Genomic DNA, 13,779 nt, shown 5'->3' with positions numbered 1-13,779 from the left:
CAAATTCGCAACATAAGTCATTGATTTGTCAAACAAGCCTGCCAATTGCTCAAAAAACAGGCAAACCCATGCTTCACAGCCGGACGCGTTCAAACGCCTTGCGACCCGCTCCCCTCACAGGCCTCATCTCGCGCATGCGCTGCAAGCGCCCCGCAGACGGCACCGGCAACCAGGGGAAAGACATAGACGCTGAGGGATCTGGGAAACGGCGTGCCGGAGGTCGCTGCAAAGCATGCCGCCAGCGCAGCGACACCGCTCACCGCACCCAGCACGGCGCCGAACTCCCTGGTGCTCAGTACCTGGAGCAGGCCCCTGAGAGGCCAGCCGACCACATAGATCACCCCCGCCAAAGCGGCAGGAACAGCTCCTATGCCATAGCCAAACAGGACGAGCAGCCAGTTCACCGAAAGGGACGGCACACCGTCCGCACCCAGAAGCATCACGGTCAGCACGCCCACACCGGGACCGACCAGCAGGAAAACAACCACAGGCAGGAGGTAGGGCTTGATATGCATGGCGCCAAGCCTAGCGCACCGCCGACCGCTGACCGCTGTCCGGGAGACCCACCCCAACCCAGCCCCCTGGCGCCAGACATGGCCCGAGACAGGGTACAAACACCCTTCGCCCCACCGAATTGCTGATCCCCCCTGATTCCCCCTTGATAACCATGAGCCAGGACTCCCCCGCCTCCTCCCCTTTTTCCCCGCCCTTCTTCACCGCCCGCCTCACGCCCAGCGGCCTGCAGGTCGATGCCTGGGCCGACCAGCCGCTGCTGCATTCGCTGGAGCAAGGCGGCGTGGACTGGCCCAGTTCCTGCCGCAACGGCACCTGCCGCACCTGTATCGGGCAGCTGGTGTCGGGCAGCGTGCGCTACGAGATCGAATGGCCGGGCGTGACGCGCGAGGAACGGGCCGAGGGCTGCGTGCTGCCCTGCATCGCCTATCCCGAAGGCGATGTGGTGCTGCAGGACCCCGGCCCCTGAATCCGGCCAAAGCCCGCGCCGCCTGCGACCGATGGCCGCTGGAATAGAATGTGCGCTTTCGCAAGGTCATTCCGGGTCATGCCGATTGCCGACAGCGGCTGCGCCGCGCCACACGTTCTTTGGAAGCCCACTTCTGACGCCTGCCAGGCCGAGGGAGCCGGCGCGTGTGCCGCGCCCCGTCCGCACGACCCGGCTCCTCCAGAAGGCACTCCATGAACAACTCCACGTCCCCCGTGCCCATCTCGCCGGTGGAAGACATCATTGCCGACATGCGCGCGGGCCGCATGGTCATCCTCGTCGATGAGGAAGACCGCGAGAACGAAGGCGACCTGGTGCTGGCCGCCGACCATGTCACCCCCGAGGCGATCAACTTCATGGCGCGCTTCGGCCGCGGCCTGATCTGCCTGACGCTCACGCGCGAGCGCTGCGAATACCTGAAGCTGCCGCCCATGGCCGCGCGCAACGGCACCGTGTACAGCACGGCCTTCACCGTCTCCATCGAAGCGGCCGAGGGCGTGACCACCGGCATCTCCGCCGCCGACCGCGCGCGCACCGTGCAGGCCGCCGTGGCCAAGGACTCCAAGCCCACGGACCTGGTCCAGCCTGGCCACATCTTCCCGCTGCAGGCCGTCGACGGCGGCGTGCTCATGCGCGCCGGCCATACCGAGGCCGGCTGCGACTTCGCTGCCCTGGCCGGCTGCAGCCCCGCCGCCGTGATCTGCGAGATCATGAAGGACGACGGCACCATGGCCCGCCTGCCCGACCTGCAGCTGTTCGCTGCCGAGCACGGCCTGAAGATCGGCACCATCGCCGACCTGATCCAGTACCGCAGCCGCAACGAATCCCTGCTCAGCAAGGTCGGCACGCGCCCGCTGCAGACGGCGCATGGCGAGTTCATCGCCCATGCCTTCCGCGACCTGCCCAGCCAATCCGTGCACCTGGCCCTGGTCAAGGGCCAGTGGGAAGCCGACACCCCCGTGCCCGTGCGCGTGCATGAGCCGCTGTCCGTGCTGGATGCGCTGGAGACCGGCCGCACCCTGCACTCCTGGAGCCTGGACTCCAGCCTCGAATACATCGCCCGCCAGGGCCACGGCGTGGCCGTGCTGCTCAACTGCGGCGAGACCGGCGACCAGCTGATGGCCCAGTTCGACGGCAGCGCCCGTGCCGCCCAGGCCCCAGAGCGCGGCCGCATGGACCTGCGCACCTATGGCGTGGGCGCGCAGATCCTGCGCGAATGCGGCGTGCAGCGCATGCAGCTCATGGGCCAGCCGCGCCGCCTGCCCAGCATGGCCGGCTACGGCCTCGAAATCAGCGGCTACATCCCCAAGGAATAAGAAATGTTGAACGCAGAAAAGGGCCAGGCCCAGAACCTCGACGGCGCGCAGCTGCGCGTCGGCATCGTCCAGGCCCGCTTCAATGAAAGCATCACCAACAGCCTGACCCAGGCCTGCCGCGAAGAGCTGCTGGCCCTGGGCGTGCAGGCCGGAAACATCGACCACGTCACCGTGCCCGGCGCCCTGGAAGTGCCCGTGGCGCTGCAGGCGATGGCCGAGTCCGACCGCTACGACGCCCTGGTGGCGCTGGGCTGCATCATCCGTGGGGAGACATACCACTTCGAGCTGGTGGCCAACGAATCGGGCGCGGGTGTCACGCGCCTGGCCCTGGACTACCAGCTGCCGATCGCCAACGCGATCATCACCACCGAGAACACGGAGCAGGCCATCGCGCGCCAGACCGAAAAGGGACGCGACGCGGCCCGGGTCGCCGTGGAGATGGCCAACCTGCTCCAAACCATAGCCCGAACATGAGCGACGAACAATCCACACCGGCCTCGGGCCGCCCTCCCCGCCAAAGCCGCGGCGGCCTGACCAGCACCGGCGCGCGCAAGGCCGCCTCCAAGTCCAACCGCAGCCGCGCGCGTGAATTCGCGCTGCAGGCGCTGTACCAGCACCTGGTGGGCGGCAACGACGTGGAGGCCATCGACCGCTTCACGCGCGACCTGTCCGGCTTTCACAAGGCCGACTCGGTGCACTACGACGCGCTGCTGCGCGGCTGCATCAACTCCCAGGTGGACCTGGACGCGCTGATCGCTCCCAAGCTGGACCGCACCATGGCCGAGATCTCGCCCATCGAGCACGCCAGCATGTGGATCGGCGTGTATGAATTCCAGCACTGCCCCGACGTGCCCTGGCGCGTGGTGCTCAACGAGTGCATCGAGCTGGCCAAGGAATTCGGCGGCACCGACGGCCACAAATACGTGAACGCCGTGCTCAACGGCCTGGCTCCCACGCTGCGCGCGGCCGAAGTCGAGCATGACCGTGCGGGCAAGGGCTCCGCGCCCGCGCAGCCCGCCGCCGCCAAGGCAGACATGGCCACCGACGCGGCAGCAGATGCCGCCACGGACGCAGCAGCAGACGACGCTGCCGACCAGGCCGCCGGCTGACGCCGCGCCTCGGGTCTTCGGGGCACAGGCCCCGCCGCATCCGGCCATCCATGGCCCGCCCGCGCCTGCCGGGCGCGGGCGCCTCTTCCAGGATTTCACCCGTCATGAAGTTTTCGACCCGCGCCGACCGCATTGAGCCCTTTTACGTGATGGAGATCGCCAAGGCGGCGCAGGAGATGGCGCGCGGCTGCGCGGACAGCGACACGCCGATGATCTTCCTGAACATCGGCGAGCCCGACTTCACCGCGCCCCCGCTGGTGCAGGAAGCCGCAGCGCGCGCCGTGCAGGACGGCGCCACGCAGTACACGCCGGCCCTGGGCCTGCCCCAGCTGCGCGAGCGCATCAGCCACTGGTATGCGCAGCGCTTCGGCGTGGATGTGCCGGCGCGGCGCATCGTGGTCACGGCCGGCGCCTCGGCCGCGCTGCAGCTGGCCTGCCTGGCCACCATCGACGCGGGCGACGAAATCCTCATGCCCGACCCCAGCTATCCCTGCAACCGCCACTTCGTGAGCGCAGCCGAAGGCCGGGCCGTGATGGTGCCGACCACGGCGGCCGAACGCTACCAGCTGAGCGCCGACAAGGTCGAGGCCGCCTGGAACGAGCACACGCGCGGCGTGCTGCTGGCCTCGCCCTCCAATCCCACTGGCACCTCGATTGCGCCGGCCGAGCTGCGCCGCATCCTCGACGTGGTGCGCGCCCGGGGCGGGCTGACCATCATCGACGAGATCTACCTGGGCCTGTCGCATGACGACGCCTTCGGCCAGACCGCGCTGGCGCTGGGCGAGGACGTGATCAGCATCAACAGCTTCAGCAAGTACTTCAACATGACGGGCTGGCGCCTGGGCTGGATGGTGGTGCCCGAGGCCATGGTGCCCGTGGTCGAGCGCGTGGCGCAGAACCTCTTCATCTGCGCCAGCACCGTCTCGCAGCGCGCCGCCCTGGCCTGCTTCGAGCCCGAGTCCATTGCCGAGTACGAACGCCGCCGCGCCGAATTCAAGGCCCGGCGCGACTTCTTCATCCCTGCGCTCGAGGCCCTGGGCCTGCCCGTGCCTGTGCAGCCCGACGGCGCCTTCTACGCCTGGGCCGACTGCCGTGCCGCTGCCGCCAGGCTCGGCGTCCAGGGCAGCTGGGACTTTGCCTACGCCGTCATGGAGCGCGCCCACCTGGCCATCACGCCGGGCCGCGACTTCGGCACGTTCGAGACCGCCGACTTCGTGCGCTTTTCCACGGCCAACTCCATGGAACAGCTGCAGGAGGCCGTGCGCCGCATGCAGCGCCTGCTGGCCTGAGGGCCGCCGCACATGGCCTTCGAATTTCCCATCCGCGTCTACTGGGAGGACACCGATGCCGGCGGCATCGTGTTCTACGCCAACTATCTGAAGTTCTTCGAGCGTGCCCGCACCGAGTGGCTGCGCGCCCTGGGCATAGGCCAGCAGCAGTTGCGGGAACAAACGGGCGGCATGTTTGTCGTAACCCAGGCCCAGCTGCAATACCTGCGGGCGGCCCGGCTCGATGACCAACTCCTTGTTACCGCCGAGCTGCAAAGCAGCGGGCGCGCTTCGCTGACAATACGGCAGCAGGCGCTGCTGGCATCCGCCGGCGATGGCAATGCGCCGCCGCCCCTGTTGTGCGAAGGCACGATCCGCATTGGATGGGTGGATGGCTCGACCATGCGCCCCGCAAGAATTCCGAACCGCATCCTGGAGCAACTCTCATGAACTCCCATGACATGTCCATACTCAGCCTCGTGCTGCAGGCCAGCTGGGTCGTGCAGCTGGTCATGCTGATCCTCGTGGGCGCCTCGGTGGCCAGCTGGGCCACCATCTTCCGCAAGTCGCAGACCTTGAAGCGCGTGCGCTCGCTCAACGACGGCTTCGAGCAGGACTTCTGGTCGGGCACCAGCCTCAACGATCTCTATGCCTCGGCCGCGCACCATGCCAAGCAGGGCGGCCCGATGGAACGCATCTTCGCCAGCGGCATGCGCGAGTACCAGAAGCTGCGCGAGCGCCGCATCGCCGATGTGAACCAGTTGATGGACGGCACGCGCCGCGCCATGCGCGCCAGCTTCCAGCGCGAGATGGACGAGGTCGAGTCGGGCCTGTCCTTCCTGGGCACCGTGGGTTCGGTCTCTCCCTACATCGGCCTGTTCGGCACCGTCTGGGGCGTGATGCACGCCTTCACCGGCTTTGCCAACATGGAGCAGATCACGCTGGCCACCGTGGCCCCCGGCATTGCCGAGGCGCTGGTGGCCACGGCCATGGGCCTGTTCGCCGCCATCCCGGCCGTCACGGCCTACAACCGCTATGCCCACCAGATCGACCGCGTGGCCAGCCAGCAGGAAACCTTCATCGAAGAGTTCTCCAACATCCTGCAGCGCAACGTGGGTGCGACCGGCTCCAACACCCCGTCCGGCCATTGAAGTCGCTCAAAGCCAGCAAGGAGTGAGCACATGCCCGCAGTAGCCTCGCGCGGCGGCCGCAGCCGCCGCACCGTCAACGAGATCAACATGGTGCCCTTCATCGACGTGATGCTGGTGCTGCTCATCATCTTCATGGTGACGGCGCCCATGCTCACGCCGGGCTCCATCAACGTGCCCAGCGCCGGCAAGGCCGCGCGCACGCCCCCGAAACGCGCCGACGTGATGATCGACAAGGACGGCGGCATCCGCATCAAGGCCGGAAGCACCGACAAGACCGTCACGCTCAAGGAGCTGGGCGCAGCCGCCAGGAGCTGGCAGGACCAGCAAAGCGACGACAGCGCCGTGCTGATTTCGGCGGACAAGAAGCTGCCCTTCGAGACCGTGATGGCCGCCATGTCGGCCCTGCAGTCGGCCGGCGTCAAGCGCGTGGCCTTCGGCGTCAAGTCCTCCCAGTAAGCAGCGCCGCCCGCCTTCGATTCCATGCCCAACCTGCAAGACCACGACCAGTTCGCACCGCCGCGCACGCGCGGCCGCACGCGCTCGTGGGCCCTGGCCGCGGCAGCGCACGGGCTGCTTGTGGCCGCCATGCTGTGGACCGTGCGCCCCCCGAAGCAGGCCGACGAGCCCATGGTCGAGGCCGAGTTCTGGTCCACGGCCGCACCCGCTCCCGCCCTGCCCGTGCCTGCGCCACCGCCGCCACCTGCACCCGAGCCTGTTCCCCAGCCGCCACCGCCGCCGCCCGCGCCCGTGATTGCACCGCCCCCACCTCCCAAGCCGCAGGCCGTGGACGACGACCGCGAGGCCGAGATCGCGCTGGAGAAGAAGCGCAAGATCGAGCAGCAAAAGAAGGAGCGCGCCGAACAGGCCGCCCGCGAGCAGCGCGAGAAGGAACGCCAGGAGCGCCTGGACAAGGCGGCCAAGGACAAGGCCGAGCGCGAGAAGGCGGAAAGAGCCGAGAAGGACCGCCGCGACAAGCTCGAGCAGCAGAAAAAGGACAAGGCCGAGCAGGACCGCAAGGACCGCCTGGAGCAGCAAAAGAAGGACAAGGCCGAAAAGGAAAAGGCGGACAAGGAAAAAGCCGCCAAGGACAAGGCCGAGCGCGAGAAAGCCGAGAAGGCCGACAAGGAAAAGGCCGCCAAGGCCGAAGCCGAGAAGAAGGCCGCCGAGGACAAGCGCAAGAAGGAACAGGCCGCCAAGGAAGCCCGCGAGGCCAAGGAAGCCGAGGCACGCCGCCTGGAGAACATCCGCCGCATGCAGGGCCTGGCCGGCAGCGGCGGCTCGGCCGGCGAAGGCGCCGGTGGCAGCAAGAGCGGCGGCTCGGGCAGCTCGGCCGGAGGCCCCTCGGCCGGCTATGGCGCCAAGGTGGCCGCGCGCGTCAAGCCCAACATCGTCTACCCGGACGCCATCAGCGGCAACCCGCGGGCCGAGGTGCGCGTGCGCACCGCGCCCGATGGCACCATCACCGGCGCCACCATTGCCAAGTCCAGCGGCAACAAGGCCTGGGACGATGCCGTCATCCGCGCGCTGCAAAAGACCGAGACGCTGCCGCGCGACATCGATGGCCGCGTGCCTTCGGACCTGGTCATCGGATTCCGCCCGCAGGACTGAACGGGCACAGGCCCTTCATCAAAAAGCCCCGCCGGTACCTGCCTGCGGGGCTTTTTCCATCTTGCGTTGTATGCAATCCGCCACGCGCCTGCGACTTCGCTTGCGGCACCGGCCGCTTGTCCCTAGCATCCCCCGTCTTTGCCGCATTCGCGGCACCCGTCCACCATCGCAAAGGAGAGAACCCATGTCCCATTCGACACGTCCCTTTGCAGTCGTGCACGCTTGAAGCCCTAGCGCCTCCAGGCCACGCTGCAGACCTGATTCCCGGCCCCGCAAGAGGCCCGGCTTTCGGCTGCGCGTGCGCTTTTCCTGATGCCTGTCCATCGAGCTTGCGGCGACTGCCCATTGCGCATTCCGCATCTGCCGGAATGTGCCCCAAGCACTCGATCGAAAGCCATTCATGGGCAATTCCCTTTCGGACACCTACATTGAGGTGTTCGCCAACCGCGGCGTCTGGATTGAAGACGCCGCCATCCAACAACTTCAAACAACGGCCCGCAACCTGGCCGGCATGCGCGCAGCCGTGGGCCTGCCCGACCTGCACCCGGGCCGGGGCTACCCGGTAGGGGCGGCCTTCTTTTCCGTGGGCCGCTTCTACCCGGCCCTGGTCGGCGGCGACATCGGCTGCGGCATGTCGCTGTACAGCACGGAGCTGGCAGCGCACAAGACCTCGGCCCCCAAGCTGGAAAAGGCGGTGGGCAACATCGACGGCCCCCTGCCCCAGGAACTGCTGGACGCCGTTGACATGCAGCAGCTGGAGCACATCGCCCAGGCCAGCGGCGTGGCCGACCTGGCGTATCTGCAGGACAGCCTGGGCACCATTGGCGGCGGCAACCACTTTGCCGAACTGCAGGTGGTGGACACGCTGTACGAGGACGGCGCGCTCGACAGGAAACGCGTGCACCTCATGGTGCACAGCGGCTCGCGCGGGCTGGGCGGCGCCATCCTGCGCGCCCATGTGGAGGCCTTCAGCCACGACGGCCTGGCCGCCAGCAGCGATGCCGCCACGCAGTACCTGCGCCAGCACGCGGCCGCCATCGCCTTCGCCCAGCTCAACCGCGCCAGCATTGCGGCACGCCTGCTGCGCGCCCTGCGCACGCGCGGCCAGGCCCTGCTGGACATCACCCACAACCACGTGATCGCCCACCACTGGCGCGGAGAAGACGGCTTTTTGCACCGCAAGGGCGCCACGCCGGCCGACCAGGGTCTGGTGGTGATTCCGGGTTCGCGCGGCGACTACAGCTACCTTGTGCGGCCCGTGGCCGGGCGTGATGAGGCACTGCACTCGCTGGCACACGGCGCAGGCCGCAAGTGGGCACGCACCGATTGCATGGGCCGCCTGCGCCCGCGCTTCACCCTGGACGAGCTGCTGCGCACCCAATTCGGCAGCGCCGTGGTCTGCGCCGACCGCGAACTGGTCTACGAGGAGGCACCCCAGGCCTACAAGGACGTGGACTCCGTCGTCGCCAGCCTGCAGGAAGCCGGCCTGGTGCAACTGGTGGCGCGGCTGCGCCCCCTGCTGACCTACAAGAAAGGAGCCATGCAATGCTGCTGATCCAGCTGACCGCATCCCACGGCCCCGCCGAGTGCGAGCATGCCGTGCGCCTGACCCTGCGCGAGCTGCTGCGCGACTGCGCCGCCAGCGGCATCGCCGTGGACGTGCTGGAGGAAACGCCCACGCCGGCCGGCTACAAGTCCGTGCTGCTGCGCTGCGAGGGCGACACGGGCCTGCTTCACGGCACGCTGGGCGCCTGGCTGGGCACCATCCAGTGGGTCTTCGACAGTCCCCTGCGGCCCCACCACCCGCGCAGGAACTGGTTTGTTGCCGTGCAGAAGTGCGAGCCGCCCCGGCAATTGCCGGCCGATGGAGAGATCGTCTTCCAGGCCTGCAAGGCCTCGGGCAAGGGCGGCCAGCATGTCAACACCACGGACTCCGCCGTCCATGCCCTGCATGTGCCCAGCGGGATCTCGGTGAAGGTCATGAGCGAGCGCAGCCAGCACGCCAACAAGCGGCTGGCGCGCGAGCTGCTGGCCCTGAAGCTGGCGCGCCTCAACGCGCAGGGCGAGGGCCAGGCCCGGCGCACGCGCAGCCAGCAGCACTGGGAGGTGGAGCGCGGCAGCCCCGTGAAGGTGTTCCGCGCCTGAACGCCCGGGACTAACCCCTGGCGCACATGTAGATGCCCAGGGCCAGCAGGCCCAGCATCAGCACGCGCTTGAAAACCTGGGGCGACAGCGACTGGCGCAGCCGCTCGCCCCAGGCCATGCCGGCCAGGGCGGGCAGCAGCATCAGTGCGGAAACCAGGGCCGTGCCCCCCCAGCCCGTCCAGGACGAAGCGGCATGGCCCGGCCCCTGCGCCAGCGCCATGCCCGCGCCCAGCGCCAGCGTGGACACCGTGAAGCACAGGCCCATGGCCTGCATCAGCGCCTGCCGGCCCAGCGCCAGCGATTGCAAAAAGGCCACGGCCGGCACCACGAACACGCCGGTCAACGCCGTGATCCCGCCCGTCAACAGACCGCACAACAGACCCAGCCAGGCCTGATGCCTCTGCGGCAACTGCAGGCCCGGCCCCCACAGGCCCCACAGGGCATAAATAACCAGGGCCACGCCCAGCGCCGTGCGCGCCACGGCGGCCTCGCCCACCGGGCCCCACCACAGCATGCCGCCCACCGTGCCCGCGACAATGCCCAGCTGCATCCAGCCCAGGCGCCGCAGCAAAGGCCGCAGCGATGGCATGGGCCGCATCTGCACCACATTGGTCACCAGGGACGGCAGCAGCAGCCAGGCCGCCGCCTGCCCGGCCGGCATGAACAGCGCCAGCAGCGCCATGGACACCGTGGGCAGGCCCAGGCCCACCACTCCCTTGACGACACCGGCCAGCCCGAACACGGCCACCGCCGCCGCCAGCACCCACCACGCATCCCACATCACGGCCACCCTGCACTTTCACTGACCTGGCTCAGGCCTTTCCTGAACCTCATGGCGCCATGCTCGCGCACCAACAAAGGGATCACAATCGGGAATCTTCAAACCAAGGCTCAGGCATGGCCTGATCCTTCAGCACCACAGGCCATGCGATTCGACCTCACCGACCTGCAGCTGTTCGTCCATATCCTCGACTGCGGCACGCTCACGGCGGCGGCCGGGCGCGCGCACATGACCCTGGCCTCGGCCAGCGAGCGCGTGCGCGGCATGGAGGCGCAACTGGGCTGCGCCCTGCTCGCGCGCCAGGCGCGCGGCGTGCGGCCCACGGCGGCCGGCCACACGCTGGGCCAGCATGCGCGTGACGTTCTGGCCCGGATGCAACGCCTGCGCGGCGACATGGCCGAGTACGGCGCGGGCCTGGCCGGGCATGTGCGCGTATGCGGCAACACCTCGGCCGTGAGCGAGCACCTGCCGCTGGCCGTGGCCGGATTCCTGCGCGGCCATCCGCGCGTGGCGCTGGAGCTGCAGGAATGCCGCAGCGCCGAAGTGCTGGACCGGCTGCGCCAGGGCCTGTGCGACATCGGCGTGGCCAGCGATGCCCAGGACCTGCGCGGCCTGCAGGCCACGCCCTGGCGCCCCGACCCGCTGGTGGCCGTGCTGCCGCACGCCCACCGCCTGGCCCGGCGCAAGCGTCTGGCCTTGCAGGACCTGCTGACCGAAGACTGGGTAGGCCTGCCGCACGATGCCGCCCTGCAGGTGCTGGTGCGCCAGCAGGCCGCCTTGCTGGAAGGGCCGTCGGGAGGGCAGTTGCGCTGGCGCGCCCAGCTGCAGCACCTGGACAGCATCTGCCAGCTGGTGGGCCAGGGCGTGGGCGTGGCCGTCATGCCCGCCGCCGCCGCGCAGCGCCTGGCCCAGGCCAGCGGCGCCCGCGCCGTGCCCTTGAGCGATGCCTGGGCCCGGCGCCAGCTGCTGCTGTGCACGGCCCGGGAAGACCAGTTGCCCGCCCATGCAAGGCAGTTGCTGGTGCATCTGAAGGGGCTGGCGGTCAGTTAACTCTCAAGATCCATGCTCAGTCAGATGCGCGCAGGCACCTTGAATAGATCATTCCAACATCAAGAATATCTGCTCCACCTGATTTTGATCATATTGAATCGGAACAAATTGTCCGACCCAATTTCCCGAAGTCGACCCATTAGCTCCCACAATCGCACTCACCAGCGCACCGCCTACAGCGCCCGCCAGCCCAGCTTGCGCAATGGAAAAATTTTGCCCACTGTAAATAATGGCACGCGCAACAGAATCATGGACAGCCGAGGAATTCCCGCCAGCTGCCCCGCCACCGTTCAATCGATAAAGCCTGAAGCCCACACTCAATCGCTTGTTCTTCGCCAGCCAGAATCCCCCCGCCTCTCGCGTATACACATCGTCTGTTGCTGCAAAATCTCTGTCCAGGAAAACTGCCAAGCCTTCCCCTCGATAAAACACCCCCAAGTCATCTTCAGCTTCAGCCTTGTAGATTCCGGGCATCAATCCGTGATAACGCACCCCATTCTCCTCAGACCCCATAATTGCCTTGAATTTTATGGGATCTTTTATTTCCAACTTTTTCCCTGCATCCACTTCCTTTATCCACCCATTTTCTCCATAGGAAGAGCATGCAGCAAGACCAAAGGAACAGATAACAAAGGTTATCAATCTTAAAATATTCTTCATAGGAATCAGGAAATTAAAATCAAACCATCCATAAAAGGCCCAGCCCCACCTGCAAGTTACTGAATTCTCCATAAAACAAGGTTCAGAAGAGCAGGGTAAATCGGCTCCATGCCGCGTTGACAAGCTCCGCAGGACACCACTCCGAGCATCACCTGTGATACCTGCGCACCAGGCCTCCCGAGGTACTTGCGCATGCCGAGGCAGCCACGGTAGTTCAAGCAAGCGGGAGCCACACCATGCCGCAGTGAAAAGCGCGATGCGGGACAATAGCAGGATCATGACCCTCAAAGCCCCCGAACTGCTGCTGCCGGCCGGCTCGCTCGACAAGATGCGTGCGGCCTACGACTTTGGCGCCGACGCCATCTACGCCGGGCAACCCCGCTACAGCCTGCGCGCACGCAACAACGAATTCCGTCTCGAACAGATCGCCCAGGGCATCTCCGAAGCGCATGCGCGGGGCAAGAAATTCTTCGTCACCAGCAACCTGATCGCCCACAACGACAAGGTGCGCACCTATATCCGCGACATCGAGCCCGTGATCGAGTGCAAGCCCGACGCGCTGATCATGGCCGACCCTGGCCTGATCATGATGGTCAAGGAAAAGTGGCCCGAGACCGAGGTGCATCTCTCGGTGCAGGCCAACACCACCAACTGGGCCACGGTGAAGTTCTGGCAGAAGGCCGGCGTCTCGCGCATCATCCTGTCGCGCGAGCTGTCGCTGGACGAGATCGAGAAGATCCGCCAGGAATGCCCGGACATGGAGATCGAGGTCTTCGTGCACGGCGCGCTGTGCATCGCCTACTCGGGCCGCTGCCTGCTGTCGGGCTACTTCAACCGGCGCGATCCCAACCAGGGCACCTGCACCAATGCCTGCCGCTGGGACTACAAGACGCATGACGCGGCCGTGGATCCCAATACCGGCGAGGCCCTGGCCCAGACCATGGAGCAGGACTTCAGCTTCGAGAAGGCCCGCGAGGAGGCCGACAGCCAGTTCACCAGCACCTGCGGCGACGGCGCGCGCCACCCCAAGGCCGAGCAGGTCTACCTGCTGGAGGAAAAGGGCCGCCCCGGCGAGCTGATGCCCATCATGGAAGACGAGCACGGCACCTACATCATGAACTCCAAGGACCTGCGCGCCGTGGAGCATGTGGAGCGCCTGGTGAAGATCGGCGTGGACTCGCTCAAGATCGAGGGCCGCACCAAGAGCCTGTACTACGTGGCCCGCACGGCCCAGGTCTACCGCCGCGCCATCGACGATGCCGTGGCCGGCCGCCCCTTCAACCCGCACCTGATCACCGAGCTCGAAGGCCTGGCCAACCGTGGCTACACGGGCGGCCTGCTGGAGCGCCGTCCCTCGCAGGACTACCAGAACTACGAGACCGGTCACTCGGTGCTGCAGCGCAGCCACTTCGTGGGCGAGGTGCGCAGCTATGCCGACGGCATGGCCGAGGTGGAGACCAAGAACCGCTTCTCGGTGGGCGATACGCTGGAGATCATCCACCCGCAGGGCAACCGCCAGGTGCTGCTGGAGAAGATGTTCAACCTCGACGGCGAACCCGTGCAGGTCGCCCAGGGCAACCCGATCCGCGTGCGCATTCCGCTGGATGCGCCGGCCGAGGGTGCGCTGATCTCGCGCCTGCTGTGAACCCGGGGCGCAGGCCGCCCTGCTCTTCTTGCCCTTGATTTTTTCC

16 protein-coding genes are annotated in these 13,779 nt (G+C 67.3%); 13 read left to right on the top strand and 3 right to left on the bottom strand.

Annotated elements, in window-relative coordinates; translation table 11 throughout:
- Positions 1–89 precede the first annotated feature (89 nt).
- Positions 90–515 carry a hypothetical protein gene (locus tag BO996_RS11625; protein WP_043823767.1) on the bottom strand — a complete coding sequence of 142 codons (426 nt, stop codon included), beginning with the start codon at positions 513–515 and terminating at the stop codon, positions 90–92.
- Positions 516–667: 152 nt separating this feature from the next.
- On the opposite strand from BO996_RS11625, the gene BO996_RS11620 reads away from it, so the two are divergent.
- The 11 genes from BO996_RS11620 to prfH all read left to right on the top strand — a co-directional run bounded on the left by BO996_RS11620 (position 668) and on the right by prfH (position 9,597).
- Complete coding sequence (locus tag BO996_RS11620) at positions 668–982, top strand: 2Fe-2S iron-sulfur cluster-binding protein (protein WP_016450460.1); 315 nt, start codon at positions 668–670, stop codon at positions 980–982.
- A 212-nt stretch (positions 983–1,194) separates the two neighbouring features.
- Positions 1,195–2,316 (top strand): bifunctional 3,4-dihydroxy-2-butanone-4-phosphate synthase/GTP cyclohydrolase II, encoded by a 1,122-nt coding sequence (ribBA, locus tag BO996_RS11615; protein ID WP_013803408.1) that lies wholly within the window; start codon positions 1,195–1,197, stop codon positions 2,314–2,316.
- A 3-nt stretch (positions 2,317–2,319) separates the two neighbouring features.
- Positions 2,320–2,790, top strand: coding sequence for a 6,7-dimethyl-8-ribityllumazine synthase (gene ribH, locus BO996_RS11610; RefSeq protein ID WP_012204386.1), 471 nt, complete (start codon positions 2,320–2,322; stop codon positions 2,788–2,790).
- Positions 2,787–3,425, top strand: coding sequence for a transcription antitermination factor NusB (gene nusB / locus BO996_RS11605; protein ID WP_071954807.1), 639 nt, complete (start codon positions 2,787–2,789; stop codon positions 3,423–3,425). Before ribH ends, nusB begins: the two co-directional genes overlap by 4 nt.
- 104 nt (positions 3,426–3,529) lie before the next feature.
- On the top strand, positions 3,530–4,714 hold the full coding sequence (locus tag BO996_RS11600; protein ID WP_071954806.1) for a pyridoxal phosphate-dependent aminotransferase: 1,185 nt from the start codon (positions 3,530–3,532) through the stop codon (positions 4,712–4,714).
- Between the two features lie 12 nt (positions 4,715–4,726).
- Positions 4,727–5,143 (top strand): tol-pal system-associated acyl-CoA thioesterase, encoded by a 417-nt coding sequence (ybgC, locus tag BO996_RS11595; protein WP_016450455.1) that lies wholly within the window; start codon positions 4,727–4,729, stop codon positions 5,141–5,143.
- Positions 5,140–5,844 (top strand): protein TolQ, encoded by a 705-nt coding sequence (tolQ, locus tag BO996_RS11590; protein ID WP_071954805.1) that lies wholly within the window; start codon positions 5,140–5,142, stop codon positions 5,842–5,844. The genes ybgC and tolQ overlap by 4 nt, the downstream gene beginning before the upstream one ends.
- Before the next feature lie 30 nt (positions 5,845–5,874).
- Positions 5,875–6,300: an ExbD/TolR family protein gene (locus BO996_RS11585; RefSeq protein WP_012204381.1), complete on the top strand. Its 426-nt coding sequence runs from the start codon at positions 5,875–5,877 to the stop codon at positions 6,298–6,300.
- A 24-nt stretch (positions 6,301–6,324) separates the two neighbouring features.
- Positions 6,325–7,452, top strand: a complete 1,128-nt coding sequence (tolA, locus tag BO996_RS11580) for a cell envelope integrity protein TolA (protein WP_071954804.1) — start codon at positions 6,325–6,327, stop codon at positions 7,450–7,452.
- Between the two features lie 400 nt (positions 7,453–7,852).
- A complete protein-coding gene (locus BO996_RS11575) occupies positions 7,853–9,007 on the top strand; it encodes an RNA ligase RtcB family protein (protein WP_043825919.1) in 1,155 nt (384 codons plus the stop codon).
- Complete coding sequence (gene prfH / locus BO996_RS11570) at positions 8,998–9,597, top strand: peptide chain release factor H (protein WP_012204378.1); 600 nt, start codon at positions 8,998–9,000, stop codon at positions 9,595–9,597. Before BO996_RS11575 ends, prfH begins: the two co-directional genes overlap by 10 nt.
- A gap of 10 nt (positions 9,598–9,607) precedes the next feature.
- Here the strand turns inward: prfH and BO996_RS11565 are convergent, their stop codons facing one another.
- Entirely contained in the window at positions 9,608–10,378 is a 771-nt protein-coding gene (locus BO996_RS11565) for a sulfite exporter TauE/SafE family protein (protein WP_071957078.1), read from the bottom strand.
- A gap of 144 nt (positions 10,379–10,522) precedes the next feature.
- Between BO996_RS11565 and BO996_RS11560 the strand changes: the two genes are divergently transcribed.
- On the top strand, positions 10,523–11,428 hold the full coding sequence (locus BO996_RS11560) for a LysR family transcriptional regulator (RefSeq protein WP_071954803.1): 906 nt from the start codon (positions 10,523–10,525) through the stop codon (positions 11,426–11,428).
- Positions 11,429–11,476: 48 nt separating this feature from the next.
- Here the strand turns inward: BO996_RS11560 and BO996_RS28965 are convergent, their stop codons facing one another.
- On the bottom strand, positions 11,477–12,160 hold the full coding sequence (locus BO996_RS28965; protein WP_232240516.1) for a hypothetical protein: 684 nt from the start codon (positions 12,158–12,160) through the stop codon (positions 11,477–11,479).
- 184 nt (positions 12,161–12,344) lie between these two features.
- Here BO996_RS28965 and trhP point away from each other — a divergent pair, with 184 nt between their 5' ends.
- The gene (trhP, locus tag BO996_RS11555) at positions 12,345–13,733 is read left to right on the top strand and encodes a prephenate-dependent tRNA uridine(34) hydroxylase TrhP (RefSeq protein WP_071954802.1); all 1,389 of its coding nucleotides are present in this window, start codon (positions 12,345–12,347) and stop codon (positions 13,731–13,733) included.
- Positions 13,734–13,779 lie beyond the last annotated feature (46 nt).

It is taken from the genome of Delftia sp. HK171, from assembly GCF_001886655.1.
Lineage (GTDB): Bacteria > Pseudomonadota > Gammaproteobacteria > Burkholderiales > Burkholderiaceae_C > Comamonas > Comamonas acidovorans.
The sequence above is the reverse complement of the archived record's forward strand: the minus strand, read 5'-3'. Positions and strand labels throughout refer to the sequence as shown.

What these genes read in the sequence shown, in the direction of transcription:
- BO996_RS11625 (WP_043823767.1), bottom strand. Translation starts at nt 515, where the DNA reads ATGCATATCAAGCCCTACCTCCTGCCTGTGGTTGTTTTCCTGCTGGTC.
- BO996_RS11620 (WP_016450460.1), top strand. Translation starts at nt 668, where the DNA reads ATGAGCCAGGACTCCCCCGCCTCCTCCCCTTTTTCCCCGCCCTTCTTC.
- ribBA (WP_013803408.1), top strand. Translation starts at nt 1,195, where the DNA reads ATGAACAACTCCACGTCCCCCGTGCCCATCTCGCCGGTGGAAGACATC.
- ribH (WP_012204386.1), top strand. Translation starts at nt 2,320, where the DNA reads ATGTTGAACGCAGAAAAGGGCCAGGCCCAGAACCTCGACGGCGCGCAG.
- nusB (WP_071954807.1), top strand. Translation starts at nt 2,787, where the DNA reads ATGAGCGACGAACAATCCACACCGGCCTCGGGCCGCCCTCCCCGCCAA.
- BO996_RS11600 (WP_071954806.1), top strand. Translation starts at nt 3,530, where the DNA reads ATGAAGTTTTCGACCCGCGCCGACCGCATTGAGCCCTTTTACGTGATG.
- ybgC (WP_016450455.1), top strand. Translation starts at nt 4,727, where the DNA reads ATGGCCTTCGAATTTCCCATCCGCGTCTACTGGGAGGACACCGATGCC.
- tolQ (WP_071954805.1), top strand. Translation starts at nt 5,140, where the DNA reads ATGAACTCCCATGACATGTCCATACTCAGCCTCGTGCTGCAGGCCAGC.
- BO996_RS11585 (WP_012204381.1), top strand. Translation starts at nt 5,875, where the DNA reads ATGCCCGCAGTAGCCTCGCGCGGCGGCCGCAGCCGCCGCACCGTCAAC.
- tolA (WP_071954804.1), top strand. Translation starts at nt 6,325, where the DNA reads ATGCCCAACCTGCAAGACCACGACCAGTTCGCACCGCCGCGCACGCGC.
- BO996_RS11575 (WP_043825919.1), top strand. Translation starts at nt 7,853, where the DNA reads ATGGGCAATTCCCTTTCGGACACCTACATTGAGGTGTTCGCCAACCGC.
- prfH (WP_012204378.1), top strand. Translation starts at nt 8,998, where the DNA reads ATGCTGCTGATCCAGCTGACCGCATCCCACGGCCCCGCCGAGTGCGAG.
- BO996_RS11565 (WP_071957078.1), bottom strand. Translation starts at nt 10,378, where the DNA reads ATGTGGGATGCGTGGTGGGTGCTGGCGGCGGCGGTGGCCGTGTTCGGG.
- BO996_RS11560 (WP_071954803.1), top strand. Translation starts at nt 10,523, where the DNA reads ATGCGATTCGACCTCACCGACCTGCAGCTGTTCGTCCATATCCTCGAC.
- BO996_RS28965 (WP_232240516.1), bottom strand. Translation starts at nt 12,160, where the DNA reads ATGGAGAATTCAGTAACTTGCAGGTGGGGCTGGGCCTTTTATGGATGG.
- trhP (WP_071954802.1), top strand. Translation starts at nt 12,345, where the DNA reads ATGCGGGACAATAGCAGGATCATGACCCTCAAAGCCCCCGAACTGCTG.